This window comes from Halomonas sp. SpR1 (assembly GCF_031010175.1).
Taxonomy (GTDB): Bacteria; Pseudomonadota; Gammaproteobacteria; order Pseudomonadales; family Halomonadaceae; genus Vreelandella.
The window spans coordinates 140103-162211 of record NZ_JAUAMB010000004.1; the positions used below are offsets into that span (position 1 = coordinate 140103).

The 22109-nt window shown below is 55.4% G+C and carries 17 protein-coding genes; 13 read left to right on the forward strand and 4 right to left on the reverse strand.

Features of this window, described 5'->3' with window-relative positions:
• Nucleotides 1-17 precede the first annotated feature (17 nt).
• The 3 genes from QT231_RS04930 to QT231_RS04940 all read right to left on the reverse strand — a co-directional run bounded on the left by QT231_RS04930 (nucleotide 18) and on the right by QT231_RS04940 (nucleotide 3028).
• Nucleotides 18-1319 (reverse strand): TRAP transporter large permease subunit, encoded by a 1302-nt coding sequence (locus QT231_RS04930; protein ID WP_308335807.1) that lies wholly within the window; start codon nucleotides 1317-1319, stop codon nucleotides 18-20.
• Entirely contained in the window at nucleotides 1319-1924 is a 606-nt protein-coding gene (locus QT231_RS04935; RefSeq protein WP_308335808.1) for a TRAP transporter small permease subunit, read from the reverse strand. Before QT231_RS04935 ends, QT231_RS04930 begins: the two co-directional genes overlap by 1 nt.
• Before the next feature lie 84 nt (nucleotides 1925-2008).
• On the reverse strand, nucleotides 2009-3028 hold the full coding sequence (locus QT231_RS04940) for a TRAP transporter substrate-binding protein (RefSeq protein WP_308335809.1): 1020 nt from the start codon (nucleotides 3026-3028) through the stop codon (nucleotides 2009-2011).
• A 260-nt stretch (nucleotides 3029-3288) separates the two neighbouring features.
• Here QT231_RS04940 and QT231_RS04945 point away from each other — a divergent pair, with 260 nt between their 5' ends.
• Nucleotides 3289-5034 carry an IlvD/Edd family dehydratase gene (locus tag QT231_RS04945; protein ID WP_308335810.1) on the forward strand — a complete coding sequence of 582 codons (1746 nt, stop codon included), beginning with the start codon at nucleotides 3289-3291 and terminating at the stop codon, nucleotides 5032-5034.
• Here the strand turns inward: QT231_RS04945 and QT231_RS04950 are convergent.
• The gene (locus QT231_RS04950) at nucleotides 5031-5972 is read right to left on the reverse strand and encodes a LysR substrate-binding domain-containing protein (RefSeq protein ID WP_308335811.1); all 942 of its coding nucleotides are present in this window, start codon (nucleotides 5970-5972) and stop codon (nucleotides 5031-5033) included. The genes QT231_RS04945 and QT231_RS04950 overlap by 4 nt on opposite strands.
• 456 nt (nucleotides 5973-6428) lie before the next feature.
• On the opposite strand from QT231_RS04950, the gene QT231_RS04955 reads away from it, so the two are divergent.
• From QT231_RS04955 to QT231_RS05010, 12 genes are all read left to right on the forward strand, one after another.
• Nucleotides 6429-7964 (forward strand): alpha-N-arabinofuranosidase, encoded by a 1536-nt coding sequence (locus tag QT231_RS04955; RefSeq protein ID WP_308335812.1) that lies wholly within the window; start codon nucleotides 6429-6431, stop codon nucleotides 7962-7964.
• Nucleotides 7961-9040: a sn-glycerol-3-phosphate ABC transporter ATP-binding protein UgpC gene (locus QT231_RS04960; protein ID WP_308335813.1), complete on the forward strand. Its 1080-nt coding sequence runs from the start codon at nucleotides 7961-7963 to the stop codon at nucleotides 9038-9040. The genes QT231_RS04955 and QT231_RS04960 overlap by 4 nt, the downstream gene beginning before the upstream one ends.
• 68 nt (nucleotides 9041-9108) lie before the next feature.
• The gene (locus QT231_RS04965) at nucleotides 9109-10386 is read left to right on the forward strand and encodes an extracellular solute-binding protein (RefSeq protein ID WP_308335814.1); all 1278 of its coding nucleotides are present in this window, start codon (nucleotides 9109-9111) and stop codon (nucleotides 10384-10386) included.
• A 98-nt stretch (nucleotides 10387-10484) separates the two neighbouring features.
• On the forward strand, nucleotides 10485-11363 hold the full coding sequence (locus QT231_RS04970; protein ID WP_308335863.1) for a sugar ABC transporter permease: 879 nt from the start codon (nucleotides 10485-10487) through the stop codon (nucleotides 11361-11363).
• A gap of 113 nt (nucleotides 11364-11476) precedes the next feature.
• The gene (locus QT231_RS04975; protein WP_308335815.1) at nucleotides 11477-12277 is read left to right on the forward strand and encodes a carbohydrate ABC transporter permease; all 801 of its coding nucleotides are present in this window, start codon (nucleotides 11477-11479) and stop codon (nucleotides 12275-12277) included.
• Between the two features lie 29 nt (nucleotides 12278-12306).
• Nucleotides 12307-13407 (forward strand): arabinan endo-1,5-alpha-L-arabinosidase, encoded by a 1101-nt coding sequence (locus QT231_RS04980; RefSeq protein ID WP_308335816.1) that lies wholly within the window; start codon nucleotides 12307-12309, stop codon nucleotides 13405-13407.
• 419 nt (nucleotides 13408-13826) lie between these two features.
• Nucleotides 13827-14990: a carbohydrate porin gene (locus QT231_RS04985; protein ID WP_308335817.1), complete on the forward strand. Its 1164-nt coding sequence runs from the start codon at nucleotides 13827-13829 to the stop codon at nucleotides 14988-14990.
• 320 nt (nucleotides 14991-15310) lie between these two features.
• Nucleotides 15311-16534 carry an aldose epimerase family protein gene (locus tag QT231_RS04990; protein WP_308335818.1) on the forward strand — a complete coding sequence of 408 codons (1224 nt, stop codon included), beginning with the start codon at nucleotides 15311-15313 and terminating at the stop codon, nucleotides 16532-16534.
• 72 nt (nucleotides 16535-16606) lie between these two features.
• Nucleotides 16607-17602, forward strand: coding sequence for an arabinose ABC transporter substrate-binding protein (locus QT231_RS04995; RefSeq protein WP_064235205.1), 996 nt, complete (start codon nucleotides 16607-16609; stop codon nucleotides 17600-17602).
• A 42-nt stretch (nucleotides 17603-17644) separates the two neighbouring features.
• Nucleotides 17645-19138, forward strand: a complete 1494-nt coding sequence (gene araG / locus QT231_RS05000) for an L-arabinose ABC transporter ATP-binding protein AraG (RefSeq protein WP_308335819.1) — start codon at nucleotides 17645-17647, stop codon at nucleotides 19136-19138.
• A 62-nt stretch (nucleotides 19139-19200) separates the two neighbouring features.
• The gene (gene araH / locus QT231_RS05005) at nucleotides 19201-20208 is read left to right on the forward strand and encodes an L-arabinose ABC transporter permease AraH (RefSeq protein ID WP_308335820.1); all 1008 of its coding nucleotides are present in this window, start codon (nucleotides 19201-19203) and stop codon (nucleotides 20206-20208) included.
• Nucleotides 20209-20271: 63 nt separating this feature from the next.
• On the forward strand, nucleotides 20272-22017 hold the full coding sequence (locus QT231_RS05010) for an IlvD/Edd family dehydratase (RefSeq protein WP_308335821.1): 1746 nt from the start codon (nucleotides 20272-20274) through the stop codon (nucleotides 22015-22017).
• Nucleotides 22018-22109 lie beyond the last annotated feature (92 nt).

The following is a 22109-nucleotide window of genomic DNA, read 5'->3' on the forward strand; positions in this document are numbered from 1 at the left end:
CATGCAGGTGGCGGTTATCATAGTGGCCAAATGGCCAGTTGCGGCCATATCAATAGCGCCGCGAGTATGCACAGCTGAATGGCCATAAAGGGTAGTACAGACAGGTAGATATCCTTCAGACTGATATCCGGCGGTGCCACGCTTTTAAGGTAGAAGGCGGCGGGCCCGAAGGGCGGTGACAGGAACGACACCTGCATATTGACGGCGAACAGAATACCGAACCAGATCGGGTCGAAACCCAGTTGAATAACGATGGGCAGAAAGATCGGCAGGGCCAGCATGGCGATACCGATCCAGTCGAGGAATAACCCGAGTACCAGCATGATAGCCATCATTACCAGAATGATCACAATCGGTGCAACGTCGAGCCCCAGGATCAAGCTCGACACAAAGCGGTTGCCGCCCATCAGGTTATAAACGCCCACCAGGGCGGCGGCGCCGATGCCGATCCAGATGATCATGCCGCAGGTGTTCATGGTCTGACCCAGGCTATGGTGCAGCATGCCGGGGGTGAACTCGCCGCGCACAATGGTGGCGAGCAGTACGCCGAAGACGCCCATGGCCGCTGCCTCGGTGACCGAGGCAATACCGCCGTAGATAGTGCCCAGCACTAGAAAGGCAATTAGCCCTGGCAGCAGAATGGCTTTGACGGCGTCCAGCTTGCTGGCGAAAGGATTGTCCTGGGTGTCTTTATCCAACGGCGGGCCCAGTGCGGGATTCTTCAGGCAGCGCACCAGCACATAGGCAATATAAGAGCCCATTAGAATTATCGCCGGAGTAACGGCTGCGGCGAACAGGTCAGCAATCGATACGCTGGCGATCAAGCCATAGATAATCAGTACGATGGAGGGCGGCATCATGGTGCCCAGGGCGCCCCCGGCACACACCACCCCAATGGAGAGGCGCTTGTCGTAGCCCAGGCGGAGCATTTGCGGCAGCGCCAGAATCCCCAGCAGGACGATCTCCCCGCCGATGATGCCCGACAGGGCGGCCAGAAAGAACGCCACCACGATGGTCTGCACCGCGACGCCGCCCGGCAGGCGACCGGCAAACACGCGCATGGCGTTGAACAGATCCTTGGCGATGCCGGATCGATCCAACAGCGACGCCATCAACACAAACATGGGCACCGCTACCAGCGAATACTCGGTGATAAACCCATAGACGCGGCTGGTGACCAGCGGGAGTGCCGCCTCACCGAACCAGCCGAAGGTGAAGGCCATGGCCACCAAACCGGTGATAAACGCCAGCGGCAGGCCGGTGACCAGCAGCGCGAAAATAGCACCCACCATGAGGATCGTAGCGGTTGAAATATCCATCAGCGCGCCTCCTCGGTATGGGGCTTCGCCTTAAGCGACTGCCATAAATGCAGCAAGGCCTGCAGCGTCATCAGTGTCAGAGCAAAAAAAATCATGCCCTTGACCATGGCGGGGAAGGGCGGATTCCAGGAGGTGCCGGAGCGCTCCAGCGACCACTCGCCTAGCGGGTTATGCGACGCTCCCCAGAACATATGAAAGGCGGCATAGCTCATCGTCAGGCAGAAAATTAGGGTGAGTAGGTCGTTGAAGCGATCCATCCAGCACTTCAGTTTTGGCCCGGCGCTGTCGTAGAGTACCTTGACGCGAATATGGCTATTACGCGCCATGGCCGCTGGGCCGCCAAGCACAAAGATAACCGCGATCAGAAACACCACGGTTTCGTGCACCCAGGAGGTAGGGTTATTGAAACCGTAGCGCATAAAGACCTCGACGACGCTGATACCCATTGCCACCAGCACCAGCCAGGAAACGCCCCGGCCGCCCCGTGCAATCAAGCGGTCTAAGGCATTGCGTTCGGGCGCTATCTCCTCAACCGTTTCGAGAATCTCGGGAAGGTCATGAGTGGGAGGAGAGCGGTATTGCTTGTCAGGAGTTTTTTGAGACATGGCGCGACTCTACGCGCAGCGCTCGGGGAGGAATCCCGAGCGATGCGTTGGTTAGGTTAATGAAACCGATTTGAGAGCAAAAAGTTAGAGCAGATTGCGCGAGCGCAAAAAGGCGGTCGCCGAGTCATAGATTTTCTGGGTCATCTCGTTTTCGCCTGCCCACTCTTGCCACTCCTGCTCAGCCGCGGTACGGAATTTCTGGCGCTCTTCTTCAGGTAAGTTAAAGGGGTGAACATCGGGGTCATCCTGAAGCCGCTGCAGTGTCTCGATATCCTGCTCCTTGAGTCGGGCAATCAGATCATAGGCCATGCCATCAAAGGCCGTTTGCAACGTCGTTTGCAGCTCTTCGGGCAGGCCATCCCAGATATCCTTATTGATCGATACGGCGATCATGGGCATGGAGTGAAAGCCTGGGTAGAGCGGGTAAGGGGCGAAGGCGTGTAGGCCCATGGCGTCGTTATTCGAGAGCACCGTGGAGTCCGCGGCGTCAATCACGCCTTTTTCCAGGCCGGTATACACCTCAGAACCCGGCAGGTTAACCGGCGTGGCGCCGATGCGCTCGAAGATGTTGTACACCATGCCTTGAGGAGCACGGATTTTTAGCCCTTCAAAGTCGGCGATGGATTCGATGGGCACCGTGGAGGGCACCGACTCCAACGGAAAGGTCGCTGCGCTGATCAAATGCGCGCCATAAGGTTCAACCAGTTCGTTGTAGAGCTCTTCACCGCCGCCGTACTTCATGTACTCCAGGAAGTCATAGGGGTTCTGCCAGGCGCCGACAAGGTTGCCGAGCATGCCGAAAGCGGGATCCTGGCCGGAGAAGTAGCTGGGGTCGGTCATATGACCCTGCAAAATCCCTGCACTAACGGCGGTCAGCGTTTCGGTGGGGCCAACCACGGAGTTGATCGGCATTACTTCGATTTCTACCCGGCCATCGGTCATTGCCGTGATCTTCTCCGCCCACTCCTGTTTGATCTTAAAGCTGGGTTCGCCCGAGGTTTCTGACGCCTGAAATTTCCATTCGTACTCAGCCGCCTGAGCCGTCGAAAGGCCTAGCAGCAGGGCTGAGCCAGTGAGTAGCAAGCTGTATTTCGATTTGAGCATGGCACTAATCCTCAAGGTTCTTGTTTTGAAAAGCGTTGTGAAAAGCGTTGTAGAGAACATGGTGGTTAACGCTGTAATGCAACGGGTAAATGACCCATGCGGGAGGGTAATGTTGAACATTAAGAGCAATTGTTCAACATATACTTTTGTATGGTCGACTAGATAGGCGGGGTAGTTTAGTGTCTTGCGCATTCGACGCAGACATCACGCCTACCGCCAGATCGTCAGCAGTCTTCGACCTAAAACAAGGAGTTAACTTCATGGGCCAACGTCAACGTCCGTTGCGTAGTGCTGAATGGTTCGGCACCGCCGATAAAAACGGTTTTATGTACCGCAGCTGGATGAAAAATCAGGGTATTCCCGACCATGAGTTCCAGGGCAAGCCGATTATCGGTATCTGCAATACCTGGTCGGAGCTGACCCCCTGCAATGCCCACTTTCGTAAGCTGGCGGAGCACGTTAAGCAGGGCGTACTGGAGGCGGGGGGCTACCCGGTGGAGTTCCCGGTGTTCTCCAACGGCGAATCCAACCTGCGCCCCACGGCGATGTTTACCCGCAATCTGGCGAGCATGGACGTGGAAGAAGCCATTCGTGGCAACCCGATTGATGCGGTGGTGCTGCTGGTGGGCTGCGACAAAACCACCCCGGCGCTGCTGATGGGCGCGGCGAGCTGCGATATTCCCACCATCGTGGTCACCGGCGGGCCAATGCTCAACGGCAAGCACAAGGGCAAGGACATCGGCTCCGGCACCGTGGTGTGGAAGCTCTCCGAGCAGGTCAAAGCCGGTGAGATATCCCTCCACGACTTTATGGCCGCGGAAGCTGGCATGTCCCGCTCCGCGGGCACCTGCAACACCATGGGCACCGCCTCCACCATGGCCTGTATGGCCGAATCCCTGGGCACTTCACTGCCCCATAACGCCGCCATCCCCGCGGTGGATTCCCGCCGCTACGTACTGGCGCATCTTTCCGGCAACCGCATCGTTGAGATGGTCGACGAAGATCTGCGGCTCTCCAAAATCCTCACCAAGGAAGCCTTCGACAATGCCATCCGCACCAATGCGGCGATTGGCGGCTCCACTAACGCGGTGATTCACCTCAAGGCGATTGCCGGTCGCATCGGTGTGGATCTCACTCTAGACGACTGGAGCCGGGTGGGTCGCGGCACTCCGACGGTGGTCGACCTGCAGCCCTCGGGGCGCTTTCTAATGGAGGAGTTCTACTACGCTGGCGGCTTACCTGCGGTGCTTAAGCGTCTGGGTGAGGCGGATCGTCTGCCGTTCAAAAATGCCTTAACCGTCAACGGCAAGACTATCTGGGAGAACGTTAAGGACGCGCCGCTGTATAACGACGAGGTCATCCGCCCGCTGGATAGCCCGCTCACCGCGGATGGCGGCATCTGCGTGGTGCGCGGCAACCTGGCGCCCAACGGCGCAGTGCTCAAGCCCTCGGCAGCGACGGCGGAACTGATGCAGCACCGCGGTCGTGCGGTGGTGTTTGAAGACTTTGACGACTATAAAGCGCGTATCAACGACCCGGATCTGGACGTTGAAGCCAACGATATTCTGGTCATGAAACACTGCGGCCCACGCGGTTATCACGGCATGGCGGAAGTCGGCAATATGGGCCTGCCGCCCAAGATCCTCGCCCAGGGCATTACCGACATGGTGCGTATTTCTGACGCCCGCATGAGCGGCACGGCGTATGGCACCGTAGTGCTGCACGTTGCCCCGGAAGCCGCAGCGGGCGGCCCGCTGGCCGCGGTACGCAACGGCGACTGGATCGAGCTCGACTGCGACAGCGGGCGACTGCACCTCGATATCAGCGATGAAGAGCTGGCCTCGCGCCTGGCCGAAAGCGACCCCACCGCCGCCTCGACGCTGATCGCCAGCCAGGGCGGCTACCGTCAGCTGTATATCGAGCGCGTGCTGCAAGCCGATGAGGGCTGTGATTTTGACTTTCTGGTCGGCTGCCGGGGCTCTGATGTGCCGCGTCACTCGCATTAACCGGACTGGGCAATAATCTCGCGTAGCGTGCTCATTAGCGCCGCAGCACCGGGGGAGAGTCGCTGGTGGCGTAAGCTCACCAGCCCATAGGGCTGCACGCTGAGCGTCTCGCTGAACGGCAGCAGGTGAAAACGCTGCGGTGGGCAGAGCAGGTCGGCGGCTTCCCGGGTGGTTACCGTGATGGTATCGGATTTATCCACCAGCGCCAGCGAGAGCAGTAGATCGGCGGTATCGACGATCTGGCGCGGTGGTGTGACCTGATGGTGCAGAAACAGACTATCCACCCGCTGACGCATCAACGCGCCTGGGGGTTGTAGTGACCAAGGGTAGCCCGCCATATCCGCCAGACTCAGCGGTTGTTTACCGGCTAACGGATGACCCTGGCGGCATACGAAGCAGAGCTCTTCCTCACCAATCTCCTCAAATACGAAGCGCTCGGCATCGACGCCTGCAGGAATACGGGTTATCGCGAAATCCAGCTCGCCTTCGAGCAGGCGCGGTACCAGCACCTTGCTGACATCCACATCCACACTGATCTTGAGCCCCGGCCGGTCGCGGTGCACCCGCTCAATGGCACTGGTCAGCAGCGTGACCGCTGGGGCCATGACGGTGCCGACCGCTACCGTGCCCGCACTTCCCTGGCCTAGTGCATTTAACTCTTCGCCTGTGTGGTGCAGCGCCGAGAGCATGCTGTGGGCATGGCGAATCATTATTTCGCCGTACCAGTTCGGCGTTAGCCCGCGGGGGTGGCGATCAAACAGTCGAATACCCAGGTTGGCCTCCAGGTCACTGAGTAGTTTTGAGGCGGCGGGCTGGCTCATATTGAGCTGATCCGCTGCACGGTGCAGATTGCGCTGCTCCTCCAGCGCCAAAAATAGTTGGAAATGGCGCAACTTTAGTCGCACGTCTAGAAACCAGCTCTCGCCGAGAATGCCCATGATATAAGCTCTGAATTGTTATTGATAACTTAATGTATATCAATAATAAGGTGTTTGTATATTGGTTGGTTATGCAAGACGCGGCTACTGTAGTAGCTGTACCGATGGTGATAAACCGTAGTTATCGCGGCAGCTTAAAACAACAAACGAACAATAGGGCGACTTACGATGGTGAGTTTTGCCAGGCTAACCGCTATTTGTTGCTGTTATCGGACGCCAGAGAAAGCTACCGATTTTTCAACGGTACTAGCAAGGCGAACATGTTAGCTACTTGCAATGCATGAAACTTGATCAAACAACACAATAAGAGAAGCGCTATGTTCACTGTTAAATCTATTCACTCTTCTTGCCGGAATTAACTTGTTTAACTCATATCACTAACTCATAGGTTTGATTTGTTAATCGGGCGTATATGCCTGCATTAAGCATAGCTATGTCATGGTAAGGAGAGCCTTTATGCGCATTCGTGCGTCATTACACCGAGATTTTAAGATTAGTCGTATTGATGACCGCCTCTATTCTGCCTTCATTGAGCATATGGGGCGGGCGATTTACTCGGGAATCTATGAGCCCGGCCATCCCCACGCCGATCATAATGGTTTTCGTAAAGATGTGCTCGAACTGGTGCGTGATTTGAAGATTCCTGCTATTCGCTATCCTGGGGGGAATTTCGTATCCGCTTATCGCTGGGAGGATGGTATTGGCCCCCAAGAGCAGCGTCCTGTGAGGTTGGATCTTGCCTGGCGTTCAAAGGAGACCAATCAGGTCGGTATTAACGAGTTTGCTCAGTGGGCCGAGATGGCGGATATCGAGATGATGCTCGCCGTTAACCTTGGCTCGCGTGGCCTCGAGGATGCGCGCAACTTCGCCGAATATGCCATACACCCGGAAGGAACTTACTGGTCAGACCTGCGCCGCAGCCATGGGGTAAAAGAGCCCTACAATGTCAAGATGTGGTGCCTGGGTAACGAAATGGATGGGCCCTGGCAGATTGGTCATAAGAAGGCCAGGGAGTATGGTCAGTTGGCCAATGAAACGGCCAAGGCACTCAAGGCGCTTGATGGCGATATTGAAGCGATTGTGTGTGGCTCATCCAATGATCAGATGCCGACCTACCCCGACTGGGAACGCGAAGTGCTCGAAGAGTGCTACGAGAATGTCGACTATATCTCGCTGCATAAATACTTCGGCAATTCGAGCAACGATACGCTGAACTACTTTGCCAAGATCGAGGAGACCGGACGGTATATCCAAGCCATTGGTGGCGTGATCGATTTTGTGAAAGCCAAGAAGCGCGCCAAAAATGATGTCTACATCTGTTTCGACGAGTGGAATGTCTGGTATCACCGCCGTGAAGTAGACGCCAAGCGCTGGCAAGCGTGGGACTGGCCGGAAGCGCCGGATCTGCTCGAAGAGGATTACAACTTCGAAGACGCGCTATTCGTTGCCGGGCTGATCAATGAGTTTATTCGCCGCAGCGACCGCGTGCGGATTGCCTGTATCGCTCAACTGGTTAACGTCATTGCTCCCATCCGGGCGGAAAAGGGCGGGCCCGCCTGGCGGCAAACGATCTATTACCCCTACCAGTTCGCCTCGCTTTATGGACGAGGCACGGCACTGAAGGTGGCGGTCGATGGCCCAACATACGACTGCACAGTGGCCGATGATGTGAACTATCTCGACGCCGCCGCTGTGCATGATGAAAAGGCCGGTACGGCCACTCTGTTTCTGGTCAACCGTCATCTTGAGGAGACTGTCGAGCTCGACATGGCGCTGACAGGGTTTCCTGGCGCCCGTCTGATTGAACACAAGGTAATGGCTGGGTTTGGTCTGCGCGATACCAATGGGCCAGACCAGCCCAATGCAGTGGCGCCGCGGGATGGCACTGGTGTGGGTGTCGATAATGGCCGCGTCAAGGGGGATCTGGCCGCGCTCTCCTACCATGTATTACGTCTTGATGTGGCTGATGTAGCCAAGGGAGCCAGCGCATGACTGGGGTTACGCTGAAAGGCGTCGACAAGGATTTTGGTTCGACCAGGATTATCGACAATGTGTCGATGGAGATTGCCCAGGGCGAGTTTGCGGTCTTTGTTGGCCCATCCGGCTGCGGGAAATCGACACTGCTGCGTATGATCGCAGGGCTCGAGGAGACCAGTGCAGGTGCTATCGAAATCGAGGGCCGGGACGTCACGCAGACCGAACCCGCGCAGCGTGGAGTGGCTATGGTGTTTCAGTCCTACGCTCTCTATCCGCACTTGACCGTGTTCGACAACATGGCCTTTAGTTTGCGTTTGGCCAAGGCGCCCAAGCATCAGGTCATCAAGCAGGTCAACGAGGCGGCTCGCATTCTCAAGATCGAAGAGCAGCTGGATAAAAAGCCTTCCAAACTGTCGGGTGGGCAGCGTCAGCGGGTTGCAATTGGCCGAGCGATTGTGCGGCAGCCCAAAGTGTTTTTGTTTGATGAGCCGCTCTCCAACCTTGATGCCGAGCTGCGTGTACAGATGCGCATGGAGCTGTCTCTGCTCCATAAGCAGCTAGGCTCGACCATGATCTATGTGACACATGATCAGGTTGAGGCGATGACGCTGGCCGACAAGATTTTTGTCCTGCGCGGGGGCGTCGTCCAGCAGTCAGGGACACCGCTGGCGCTGTATGACGATCCTGCCAATCAATTTGTTGCCGGGTTTATTGGCTCCCCGGCGATGAACTTTGTGTCGGCCACGGTGAGTGCTGCCACCCCTGACGGGGTGTTGGCGACGATAGAGGGTAGTGACGGCCAGACGCTGGAGGCACAACTGACCGATACCACACTCGAAGCGGGCCAGAAGGTGACCCTGGGTATACGCCCTGAGCATCTGCACATTGGTGAAAGGGGGGTAAGCACGACTGTGGAGATGGCTGAGAATCTCGGTGGCGTTGCTTATCTCCACGCGCGCTTGAAGGGCGAACAGAAAATCGTGATTGAGCGCCGGGGCGAACGCCAATCCCATCAGGACGAAAGCATATCGGTCTGGGCCGAAGCTCGGCATGTGCTGGTTTTCGACCAGAATGGCCAGCGTTGGCGCTAGTGCCGGATGGAATTAGCGCTTGTCTTCAGCGCTTCAGCTGAAATTTTAATCGTAAGAGGACAATAACAATGAAATTACTGAAATCGATGGTACTGGCGACGGCAACGTTTGCCACTGCTGGCTCTGCGCTGGCACAGACCGAAGTCGTATGGTGGGACTTCTTTGTGGGTGGGGATGGCCAGCGCATGAAAGCGCTGATCAGTCAATTCAATGAGGAACACCCGGATATCCAGATTAATGCCACCTCATCGGAGTGGGGCGTGCCGTTCTACACCCGGGTACGCACTGCCGCGGCAGTCGGGCAAGGGCCAGATATAATGAGCTACCACCTGTCGAGGGTGCCACTGGCACTGTCGGAAGGCATTCTGACGCCTATTACCGACAGCGATCTTGACCATGCGGGGCTTGCTCGCGACGATTTCTTCCCGCGTTCGATCGAGGCCGCTTCCGACGATGAGGGAGCACTGTATGCAGTGCCCTTCGATATCCACTCGATCGTACTTTATTACAACAAGAGCTATCTCGAAGGCAGCGACTACCTCGACGCAGAAGGCAATTTGACTGGCATCGAGAATCTGGACGATCTAAATGCCGCGCTGGCGCTGGCCCAGGACAATGGTTCCGCGACGCCGCTCTCCTACCAGACGAGCGGGCCTGGTGGTATCTGGCGAATCTTCCATACGCTGCTTAGCCAACAGGGCGGGACGCTGATCGAAAACGGCGAGGTGCTGCCTGGCGATAACCTGGACAAGGCCGCGCGGGCGATTGCGATCATGCAAGAGTGGGGAAATAACAACTATCAGCCTGAGCATGCCGAATACGAAGCATCCGTTGCACTGTTTACGTCCGGTCGCTCGGCCTTCTTTATCAACGGTGTATGGGAGGTACCCACGCTGGTCGATATGGAGGAGGCGGGAACGCTCGGCTTTGAATGGGGAGCGGTAGCGGTGCCGACGTTGCTTGAAGAGGACGCTATCTGGGCCGATAGTCACGCCTTTGCTATTCCCATCCAGGGCGACAAGGAAATGCCCGCTGAAAAACGTGAAGCGGTAATGACCGTGATCGGATGGATGGAAAAACACTCCCTCGACTGGGCGGCTGCCGGTCATATTCCCGCCTATCTCCCTGTCGCCGAAAGCGAAGCGTTTACCCAGATGGAGCCCAATGCCACATACGCATCGCTTGCCGATGACGCGGTGTACGACGCCCGTTCGGATATCGCCGGTGTTGCCTCCCCCGTCTACGATGCGGCGCTGAATGTCATTGCGCCCGCCATCCACGGTTTCCTGGAGCCGGAGCAGGCTGCCGAGCACATGCAACAAGAGCTGCAGGCGCTGCTTAACTAGGGCCACATTGGCTAAAACACTATTGCCACCCGCGCTACTGATGCAGGCCTGATGAAGGTATCAGTAGTGCGGTACTCAAGGGAGTTCCGCCATTGGCTATGATCACAAACCGGCGTAAGCATATCGTGGTGGCGATGACACTGATCGCGCCCTTCGTGTTTATCTTCGCGCTGGTATTCCTCTATCCCACTCTGAAAATGGTCGAGCTGAGCTTTACCAATGCCCCCCTGATTGGTTCGGGTGAATGGGTAGGTCTGGATAACTATCGGCGCCTTTTTAGCGATAACCTGTTTTATACCTCGCTCAAGAACAACGGCTACTTCGTGTTATTGACGGTCGTGCCGACCACAGTGATTGCGCTGACCATTGCTTTGGCAGTCAATCGCCTGGCGGGGCGTATGCAGGCGCTGGTGCTCGCGGTCTTTTTCCTGCCCTATATTCTGCCCGTTTCAGTGGTTACCCAGGTCTGGGCCTGGATGCTCGATTTTCAGTTCGGCATACTCCAGCCGCTACTGGAATGGGTAACTGGGAAGCCGGTTGCCGTCTTCAATCATCCTTCCTGGGTAATGCCGACTGTCGCGGCCATCACCATCTGGTGGGCCAACGGCTTCAATGTGCTGCTATTTATTGCCGGGCTGCGCAATATTTCTCCTGATCTGTATGAAGCCGCGGCCTTGGATGGGGCCTCCCGGCGTCAGCTATTTATGAAAATTACCTGGCCGCTGCTATGGCCGGTGACTGCGCTGGTGCTGACGCTGCAGCTTATTCTCCAGCTCAAATTGTTCGATCAGGTATATCTTTTGAGCGGAGGCGGCCCCTTTAATTCCTCTTATGTGCTGTTGATGATGGTCTACCGGGAGGCCTTCCAGCTCAACCACGGCGGCTATGCCTCTGCGGTGGCGCTGATTCTATTCGTCCTCATCATGATTGTCTCAGTACTGCAATTCCAACTGCTGAGAATTGGAGGTCGCAAGTGACTATTCAAAGGCGAGTGACTGTTCAAAAAGTTACCAATCCGCGTTGGAGAGCCCCTGCACACGCAGCCAAGCCAAGAGGGACGAGAATCGGCACCCGGAAAGTAGAGAATACGGTGTTGCTGGTAATTACATTGACCGCCGCAGCAATCTGGATATTTCCACTTTACTGGGCTTTTGTCACCTCGATTCGTGATGAGAACCACGTGGTCAGTTCTAACGCGGGGCTTTTGCCAGATATGTTTAATCTGGCGGCCTATAGCGATGCACTGTTCAACTCCAAGCTGTTGACGTGGTATGTCAACTCAATCGGGACGTCGGTCATTATCACGGTACTGGTGCTAATCACGGGGATGATGTGCGCTTATGCGCTTTCACAGATGCGCTTCCCCGGTCGAAGGCTCTTGTATGCGGTCGTTCTGGCCAGCTTCATGATTCCCACTCAGGCGCTGGTAGTGACCCAGTTCGTACTGATGAATGACCTTGGGCTGGTCAATACATGGGGTGGGATCATCCTGCCACAACTTATTGTTCCGGTTGTGATTATCGTCTACAAACAGTTTTTTGATGCTGTGCCCCAAGAGATGCGCGAGGCGGTGTTATTGGATGGCGGAGGTGAGTATACGCTGCTGTTTAAAGTCTACTTGCCGCTCAACTGGGGTATCACTACTGCTCTGGCGATTATCACCTTCATCATGGCGTGGAATCAATTCTTCTGGCCATTCCTGGTGACTACGTCAGAAAGCATGATGACGATTCCTGTGGGTATCACCCAGGTGAGGGATACCTTTGGCGTCAATTACGCACGGGTGATGGCGGTGGCGCTATTGGGAGCGGCCCCTGTTGCGATTGCCTATCTCATCTTCCAGAAAAAAGTGACTGAAGCGGTCATGATCTCCTCGGGGGTCAAGGGATGATACCTGCAAATAATGAAGGAGTGCTGCCAATGCTCAGTAAACGATCCATGCCCAGCAGACGGTACGCCATGTTGACAAAGAAGATATCCGCATCAGCCGCTGTTCTATTCAGCACGGCGACCTTGAGCATGGCCAGCTTAAGCATGGTGAGTATAAGCGCGGCGGTTTCAGCAGATACACAAGTGAGTATTCACGACCCCGTGATGACCCAGGAAGGAGATACCTATTATTTGTTTTCTACCGGGCCTGGGATTACCTTCTATAGCTCTCAGGATAGGCAGACGTGGGAGCATGAAGGACAGGTCTTCGAGCCCGAACCAGAGTGGGCACGGGAAGTGGTACCAGGGTTTGCAGGCCATCTTTGGGCACCTGATATCATTGAGCATGAGGGTCAGTTCTACCTTTACTATTCGGTGTCTGCTTTCGGGCTTAATACATCGGCGATTGGTGTGACGGTGAATCAAACGCTGGATCCTGAGAGTCCAGATTATCAATGGGTTGATCAAGGTGTCGTTATACAGTCAGTGCCAAACCGTGATCTTTGGAATGCCATTGATCCCAATATCGTCATTGATGAGGATGGCGTTGCCTGGATGAGCTTTGGCTCTTTCTGGGGAGGCATAAAGCTAGTTCGTCTGGCAGATAATTTGATCGATTTGGCTCAGCCGGAAGAGTGGTACACCTTGGCAAAACTAGAGCGTCCGGCATTCGTTCCCGATAGTGAAGCTGGCCCCGCAGAGATTGAAGCCCCCTTCATATTCAAACATGACGATTACTTCTATTTGTTCGTTTCATACGGCAAGTGTTGTCGTGGTGAAGAGAGTACCTACCACCTGGCCGTTGGCCGCGCGGCGGATGTACGTGGGCCTTATCTGGATCAAGACGGTATTGATATGGCCTCGGGAGGAGGAACGATTCTTCTTGAAGGAAATGAGGATTGGTATGGGGTCGGCCATAACAGCATCTACCAATTTGATGGCCAGGATTATCTGGTCGTCCACGCTTACGAAGCCGCTGATGAAGGACTGCAAAAGCTTAAAATAGCGGAAGTTGAATGGACTGATGGTTGGCCAGTAGTGAATGAAAGCGCACTCGAAGAGTATCAAAGCAAACTGCTGTTAAATGAATAACGCTTTTAAAAGTTTGGTTAGGTGAGGTGCCTGTGATTTATTATTTGAATTTTTACTGGTGCCTCATGAAAGAGAGAAATGCAGTTTTAGTTCGCTAATTCTGCTCATGAAATAAGGAGGTGAAGTTATGAAGATAAGCTAACGATGATTGTTAAGATAACTAATTTTAATGGCCATTACCAAAGGGTCTAGTGCCGTTTATCTGCTGCTTTCTGTTTTTTGGGCATCAGCTGAAACTGCTTGCCAGGGTTAGTCTCGTCCATTTTATGGGAAGAACAGATATTTTTTGGTATCGCCACATACTTATTGATATATCTGACGGATGGTTAATCCATTCATAGGGAGCTTCTGTAAAAAATATAGAATCACACTTTTATCGTTTTAATCTTAAATACAATAATCTTGAAGGGTAAATGGACATGCTGTTAGCTAAATATAAAAAAATCCCCTTGGTAGTTGCTATCTCAATGGGAATGGCCACTTCGACGATGGCGGCTGTCACTTATGAAGATGAGCGAGGCTCGCTAAGTTTTGGGGGCGATGTAGAGCTGGATATTAATGCCTATAACGAGCATGAAGGAGGCGTTTCTCTTTTTCGAAGCCAATCAGGTGAGCCCCTCGACCGCGATGATCGCTTCAATCAGAATGGGCGGATACTGTTAGATGTTAGTGGTGAGCGCCATCACCGAGGGAACTTTGCGCGGTTCAAGTTACAGCCACTTTGGGGTACCAGTGGTAATGCGGGCTTGGATGATGCTTGGCTAGCGGTGGGTAGTGAGCAAGGAACCGAGATCAAAGTGGGTCGTTTCGAAGCCTTTGATTTATTCCCGCTGGGGCATGATATTTTTATTCAGTACAGCGGAACGACATCGGATAGCCTCTATAGTGACGGGCAGAGTTATGTCTATCAGGCCCGTGAAGGGCGAGGGCGTGGCGATTCAGGTCAAATTGCACTCAGCCACCGTTTTGGTAACGACTTCTACGCTGAGGTCGCCACGCTGATGGGCGATCGTTCGGGCCTTTTTGATGGCGATACGTACCATGGCTACCGCATTAATAATGATACTAAGAGCGCCGCTATCGTTCGCCCGGTTATCGCTTGGCAGCCTAGCGATTGGTCATTTGCGCTGGGTATGGAAACCAATGTGGTCAGCGACTCGGTAGTTGACGAGCGAGGAGCCGATATCGGCGACCGTACGGGTTACGGTGCCACAGCCTCTTACAATGGAGGTGATTTAATCGTTAATTTCAGTTTGGCCCACCTAGAGGCTCACGAAGAGAGCAATAGTTCCATTGGGTTAAATACCATCTGGAACAATATTGGTCTGGGGTATATTTATGCACGTAACCAGATTGATGAAGTGAATCCCAGCATCGACGTTGACCAAGATATGTTTACCCCCGCCGGGCGCAATGAGTCGAACACGGTTTACACGTCGTATCGGTTTGCCAATGTGCTAGGGTTGAATGACTTCGATACTTATATTGGGGCTTACTACAGCTACGTTGACCATGAGAGTGATGTGAGTAGCAGCGATACTGATCGTTACGGTGTCAGAATACGTCTGAAATACTTTTTCTGATAAGAGTAGCGGTAAGTACTGTTTTGATCTTTGGCGCCCATTATATGATGGGCGCTTTTTTTCAGTGAAAAAAAGCGAGAAGTAACGCAACTTTAGTCGCATGTATGAATGCCGGTTCTCATTGAAAACGCCCATAGGATAAGCCCTGCGTTAAGGTTGATAACAAAAAGCATATCAATATTAATGTATTTGTATATTGGTTGGTTATGACGGAATTCTCTACTGTAACGCATGTGGCGGCGGTGAAAGCGCCGTTTTGATGGCAACGACTTAATAACAACACGCCAACAACAATAACGATGTTCTCAAGGAGAAAGTTCATGCCACTCATATCCCGTCAGAAATACTGTGCTGGTTACACACTGCTGCTGAGTGCCGGTATGTCGCTAATCATGCTTAATTCTGCCCAGGCGCAAACTGAAGCTGCTGTCAGTAATAACGTCGAAGGCGGTATGGAGGAATCAATGCTTGGTCACTTGCCGGACGGCCGCCAGGTCGATGTTTATCAATTTACTAACGCCAACGGTATCGAGCTGCGGGTGACCAACTATGGCGGCATCATCCTGTCGCTGAAAACCCCTAATATGGATGGCGAATTCGACGATATCGCGCTGGGCTTCGACTCCCTGGAAGCGTACCTTTCCGATGAGTACCGCCAGGCCAACCCTTATTTCGGTGCCCTCATCGGGCGTTACGGCAACCGCATCGCGGGCGGCCAATTTTCCCTTGATGGCGAAAGCTATTCATTAGCGACAAACGATGGCAATAATCATCTGCACGGCGGTGATCAGGGCTTCGACAAAGTGCTGTGGCAGGCTGAACCGTTCGAAAGCGAAGCAGGCACGGGTTTGGTGTTGCGCTATACCAGCGAAGATGGAGAAGAGGGCTACCCCGGTAGGTTGGAAACAGAAGTTACCTACACGCTGACCGATAACGACGAACTGATGGTGGATTATCGGGCGGTGACCGACAAAACCACCCCGATCAACCTTACCCAGCACAGCTATTTCAACTTAAAAGGCGAGGGTAGCGACACCATTCTCGATCATCAGCTAATGATCAACGCCGCTGAGTTTACCCCGGTCGACGACACCCTGATCCCTACTGGCGAGCTCCGCTCGGTAGACGGTACGCCGTTCGATTTTACCCAGTTGACCCTGATTGGCGAACGTATTGAGCAAGACAATGAACAGCTCGCCTTCGGCGGCGGCTATGACCATAACTTTGTGCTGGATCGCGATAATGCGGCAGCGGATGAGCTGGTGTTGGCTGCCAAGGTGTGGGAGCGCGAGAGTGGCCGCATGGTGGAGATCACCACCACCGAACCCGCGATCCAATTCTACTCAGGTAACTTTCTTAACGGTGACCTGACCGGTAAGCAGGGCCAGGCATACGGGCATCGCTCCGGCTTTGCGCTGGAAACCCAGCACTACCCTGACTCCCCCAATCAGGAGGCATTTCCCAGCACAATCTTAGAGCCCGGCGATACTTACCGCTCACGTACGGTATATCGCTTTTCGGCCCAGCCGAATGTTGATTCATAACCGCCAATGGTTTGCTAATAAAAAGATGGAAACATCAATAAAAACAACGTTTAAAATCTCAGGAGTATGACAATGAAATTGACGACAACGTTTGCCCGGTTAGCCCTCGGTAGCGCGATTATGCTGGCTTCGCTGGGATCAGTGCAGGCCCAGGAAGACGAGGTGAAGATTGGCTTTATCGTTAAAAAACCCGAGCAGGCATGGTTTATTAACGAACAGAAGGCCGCCACTGAAGTTGGCGAAGAGTTCGGCTTCGACGTGGTACGCCTGGGCGGGGAGGATGGTCAGGAAGTGCTCAGCGCGATTGATAACCTCTATGCCCAAGGCGCACAGGGGTTTGTGATCTGTCCGCCGGACGTGCGTTTGGGGCCAGCCATCATGAACCGTGCTAATCAATACGGCATGAAAGTAGTCACCGTCGACGATCAGTTTGTTAATACCAGCGGTGAGCCGATGGAAGGCGTGCCGCATTTGGGTATGTCAGGCACCAAAATTGGTCGGCAGGTGGGTGAAGCGATTACCGCCGAGATGGAAGCCCGTGGCTGGAACCCCGAAGAGGTGGCCGCGCTGCGCATCACCAATAACGAGCTTCCTACGGCGGTAGAGCGTACCGATGGCGCCACCGAGGCGTTGCTCGCCGCGGGCTTCCCGGAAGCCAACATTTTCGATGCGCCCCAGCAGAATAGCGATACCGCCAGTGCCTTCTCAGCGGCCTCGCCGGTACTTTCTCAGTATGGCGATTATGAACATTGGATTATCTACGCCCTGAATGAAGAGAGTGTGCTTGGCGGGGTCAGGGCTACCGAGCAGTACGGTATGGCAGCAGAAGACGTGATCGGGGTGGGGATTAACGGCTCGGGCGCTGCGTTTGCTGAATTTTCCCGCGATAACCCCACTGGCTTTCACGGTACTGTGGCGGTGAGCTCTACCATGCATGGCCGTCAGACCGCCGAAGACCTCTACCGCTGGATTAGCGAAGACCAAGAGCCACCGGCCAATACCGAAACCTCTGGCACGCTAATGACACGTGATAACTGGCAGGAAGTGCGTGCAGCGCTGGGTCTGTAAAGAACAAAACCTGTAACGGGCCATTGGCAGGAGTGCTCACGTATGTCTGATGCTTATCTACGTTTTGATGCGATCAGCGTTGTCTTCCCCGGCGTGCGTGCGTTGGATGGGGTGAGCTTTTCCGCTCACGCTGGGGAAGTGCATGCCCTAATGGGCGAGAACGGCGCAGGTAAATCCACCCTGCTCAAGGTGCTGAGCGGCGTTAATCGCGTGGAGGAAGGCGCGCTATGGCTCGATGGTCAGCGCCATGTGTTCAGTAATGCCAGGGAAGCGCTGCGCGAAGGGATCGCGATTATCTACCAGGAGTTAACGCTCTCACCCAATATGTCGGTGGCCGAAAACCTGCTGCTAGGTCAGCTACCGTCGCGGCGAGGCTTTATTAACCGTCGCCAGTTGAAAGAAAAAGCCATGGCGATTCTGGCCGATCTCGGTGAGGGCGACATCCATCCCTCGACCAAGGTGCGCGAGCTCTCCATCGGCCAGCAGCAGATGATTGAAATTGGTCGGGCGCTGCTGAGGGACGCCAAGGTGATCGCCTTTGATGAACCTACCAGTAGCCTTTCGATTCAGGAGACCCGTCAACTCAAGCGCATCGTTCAACGGCTGCGCGATGAAGGGCGAGTCGTGCTCTACGTGACCCATCGCATGGAGGAGGTGTTTGAGATGTGCGATGCGGTCACCATCTTCCGCGACGGCAAGCATATTCGCACCCACGAGGATATGTCGACGCTGAATAACGACCTGTTGGTGAGTGAAATGGTTGGTCGCGATATCAACGACGTATACGGCTATCGCGCTCGGGAACATGGCGAGGTGGTGTTGAACGTGGAAGGTATCCAGGGGCGTGGCTTAAAGGCGCCGGTGAGTTTTTCCGTCAAGCGTGGCGAAGTATTTGGGCTGTTTGGTCTGGTGGGAGCCGGGCGCAGCGAGCTGCTGCGGCTGGTGTGCGGGGTCGAGTCGCCCAAAGCGGGCAGCGTGACCTTTAACGGTGAGTCGCGGCGCTTCAAAAGCCCCGGCGAGGCAATTCGTGCCGGGATTGCCATGTGCCCGGAAGATCGCAAGTCCCAGGGCATCTTCCCGGTGGCCAGCGTCGCCGACAACCTCAATATCAGCTGTCGGCGCTTTTTCAAACGCTGGGGGCTTTTTCGTCACCCCGGCCGTGAACGGCGCAACGCCGAATCCTATATCCAGCAGCTCAGCATCAAAACACCGGGCCCGCGATCACCCATCGGCAAACTTTCTGGGGGCAATCAGCAGAAGGTGATTCTGGCCCGCTGGCTTGCCGAAGAAATTGATCTTTTCGTCATGGACGAGCCGACCCGGGGGATCGATGTAGGTGCGCGGCGGGATATCTATTCGCTGCTTTACGACCTGGCCGATCAGGGCAAAAGCGTGGTGGTGATCTCCAGCGATATTGCCGAAGTCAGCTCCATTTGTGACCGCATCGCCGTGATGCGCGACGGCGAACTGGTGGATGTGGTGCCGCGGGAGTCGGCTACCCCGGAACGCCTGCTGGGGCTGGCGCTGCCTGCCTAATTTTTTTGCTGCGATAAGTTCTTTAGAACACACGTTCAGGACACATGTTCAGGAAAAACATCATGACAACTAACAATGTAACCCAAGGGGATGCACCTGCACGCCCCAAGGGGCGCCAGGGGCTTGCCAAACCGCTGCGTACCCTACTCGATACGTCAGGCATGATTGCGATTTTTTTACTGCTGTTTATCGCCCTGGCGATATTTATTCCCGGGTTTCTGACCGGGCGCAATATGGTCGGGCTACTGCTCTCGATCACCCTGATTGGCAGTCTCGCCGCCACCATGATGCTGGTATTGGCGCTGGGCGAGGTGGATCTCTCAGTGGCCTCTACGGTGGCTTTTGCGGGTGTGGTCGCCGCGGTGGTGACCTCCAGCACGGGTAGCGTGTTTATCGGCGTAATCGGTGGGGTTGTCGCCGGGGGCGCTGTAGGTGTTTTCAATGGAATAGTGATTGCTAGATTCGGTATTAACGCGCTAATTGCGACCCTGGCGGCCATGGAGTTTGTTCGTGGGTTGGCCTATATCACCTCCGGCGGCGACGCCGTGATGATTACCGTGCCGGGCTTCTTTGAGCTGGGCAGCGCCTCCTTTCTGGGCTTGACGCTGCCGGTATGGACCATGCTGGCCTGCTTTGTGATCTTTGGGGTAATCCTCAACATGACCGCCTTTGGCCGCAACGTGCTAGCTACCGGCGGTAACGCCGAAGCCGCCGCGCTGGCGGGGGTTAACGTCCGCCGCCTGAAAATTATTGTTTTCGGCCTCCAGGGCGTCGTCGCGGGTGTGGTCGGTGTGTTGCTGGCATCGCGCATGGGGCTGGGCGATCCCAATACTTCCATGGGTCTGGAGCTGGCGGTTATTTCCGCCTGCGTGCTGGGTGGCGTGGCGCTATCCGGCGGTGTCGCCACGATTACCGGCGTCGTGGTCGGCGTATTGATCATGGGCTGCGTTCAGAACGCCATGGGGCTGCTTAACGTGCCTACCTTCTATCAGTACCTGGTGCGTGGCGCGATTCTGCTGTTGGCGGTGATGTTTGACCGCTGGAAGCATACCCGCCGTCAGCGGGCCTAACACCACTTCTCGATTACTTTTGTACCACGATCTTTTTCACCGATTTTTTACGGAGAGATTCCCATGTCTGATCGCAAGTCGCCTCTACGCTCTGCCGAGTGGTTCGGCACCGCCGATAAGAACGGTTTTATGTACCGCAGCTGGATGAAAAATCAGGGCATCCCCGACCATGAGTTCCAGGGCAAGCCGATTATCGGTATCTGCAATACTTGGTCGGAGCTGACGCCCTGCAATGCCCACTTTCGTAAGCTGGCGGAGCACGTCAAGCAGGGCGTGCTGGAAGCGGGTGGCTACCCGGTCGAGTTTCCGGTGTTCTCCAACGGCGAATCCAACCTGCGGCCCACCGCCATGTTTACCCGCAATCTGGCCAGCATGGACGTGGAAGAGGCGATTCGCGGCAACCCGATTGATGCGGTGGTACTGCTGGTGGGCTGCGACAAAACCACCCCGGCGCTGCTGATGGGCGCGGCCAGCTGCGATATTCCCACCATCGTGGTCACCGGCGGACCGATGCTCAACGGCAAGCACAAGGGCAAGGATATCGGTTCTGGCACCGTGGTGTGGAAGCTCTCCGAGCAGGTCAAGGCGGGGGAAATATCCCTCCACGACTTTATGGCCGCCGAGGCGGGTATGTCGCGCTCGGCGGGTACCTGCAACACTATGGGTACCGCCTCCACCATGGCCTGTATGGCCGAATCCCTGGGCACTTCGCTGCCCCACAATGCGGCGATTCCGGCAGTCGATTCCCGCCGTTATGTGCTGGCGCATCTCTCCGGCAACCGCATCGTCGAGATGGTTAACGAAGACCTGCGGCTGTCCAAAATCCTCACCAAGGAAGCTTTCGACAATGCCATCCGCACCAATGCGGCGATTGGCGGCTCTACTAATGCGGTGATTCACCTCAAGGCGATTGCCGGTCGCATCGGTGTGGATCTCACCCTGGACGACTGGAGCCGGGTCGGGCGCGGCACGCCCACCGTGGTCGACCTGCAGCCCTCTGGGCGCTTTTTGATGGAGGAGTTCTACTACGCCGGTGGTCTGCCTGCTGTGCTTAGACGTCTGGGCGAGGCGGATCGTCTGCCGTTTAAGGATGCGTTAACCGTCAACGGCAAAACACTTTGGGAGAACGTCCAAAACGCCCCGCTGTATAACGACGAAGTGATACGGCCGCTGGACAATCCGCTTACCGCCGATGGTGGCATCTGCGTGGTGCGCGGCAACCTGGCCCCCAACGGTGCGGTGCTCAAGCCCTCGGCGGCGACCGCCGAACTGATGCAGCACCGCGGCCGCGCGGTAGTGTTTGAAGACTTTGACGACTATAAAGCACGTATCAACGACCCAGATTTGGACGTGGAAGCCAACGACATCCTGGTCATGAAGCACTGTGGCCCGCGGGGTTATCACGGCATGGCGGAAGTCGGCAATATGGGCCTACCGCCCAAGATTCTCGCCCAGGGCATCACCGATATGGTGCGCATCTCTGATGCCCGCATGAGCGGCACCGCCTACGGCACCGTGGTACTGCACGTCGCCCCGGAAGCCGCGGCGGGCGGCCCGCTGGCGGCGGTACGCAACGGCGATTGGATCGAACTTGACTGCGAAAGCGGCCGACTGCACCTGGAGATCAGCGATGAAGAACTGGCCTCGCGCCTAGCCGAAAGCGACCCCACCGCCGCCTCAACGCTGATCGCCAGCCAGGGCGGCTACCGCCAGCTGTATATCGAGCGGGTGCTGCAAGCCGATGAAGGCTGTGATTTTGACTTTCTAGTCGGCTGCCGGGGCGCTGATGTGCCGCGCCACTCGCATTGAGATTTCACGGCAATAAGCTCTGAGTTCAATCAAATCAACAAGGCCGTTATGTTCTGCATCCAACCTTGGCGGGTTGGCTAGATTTTAGCGGG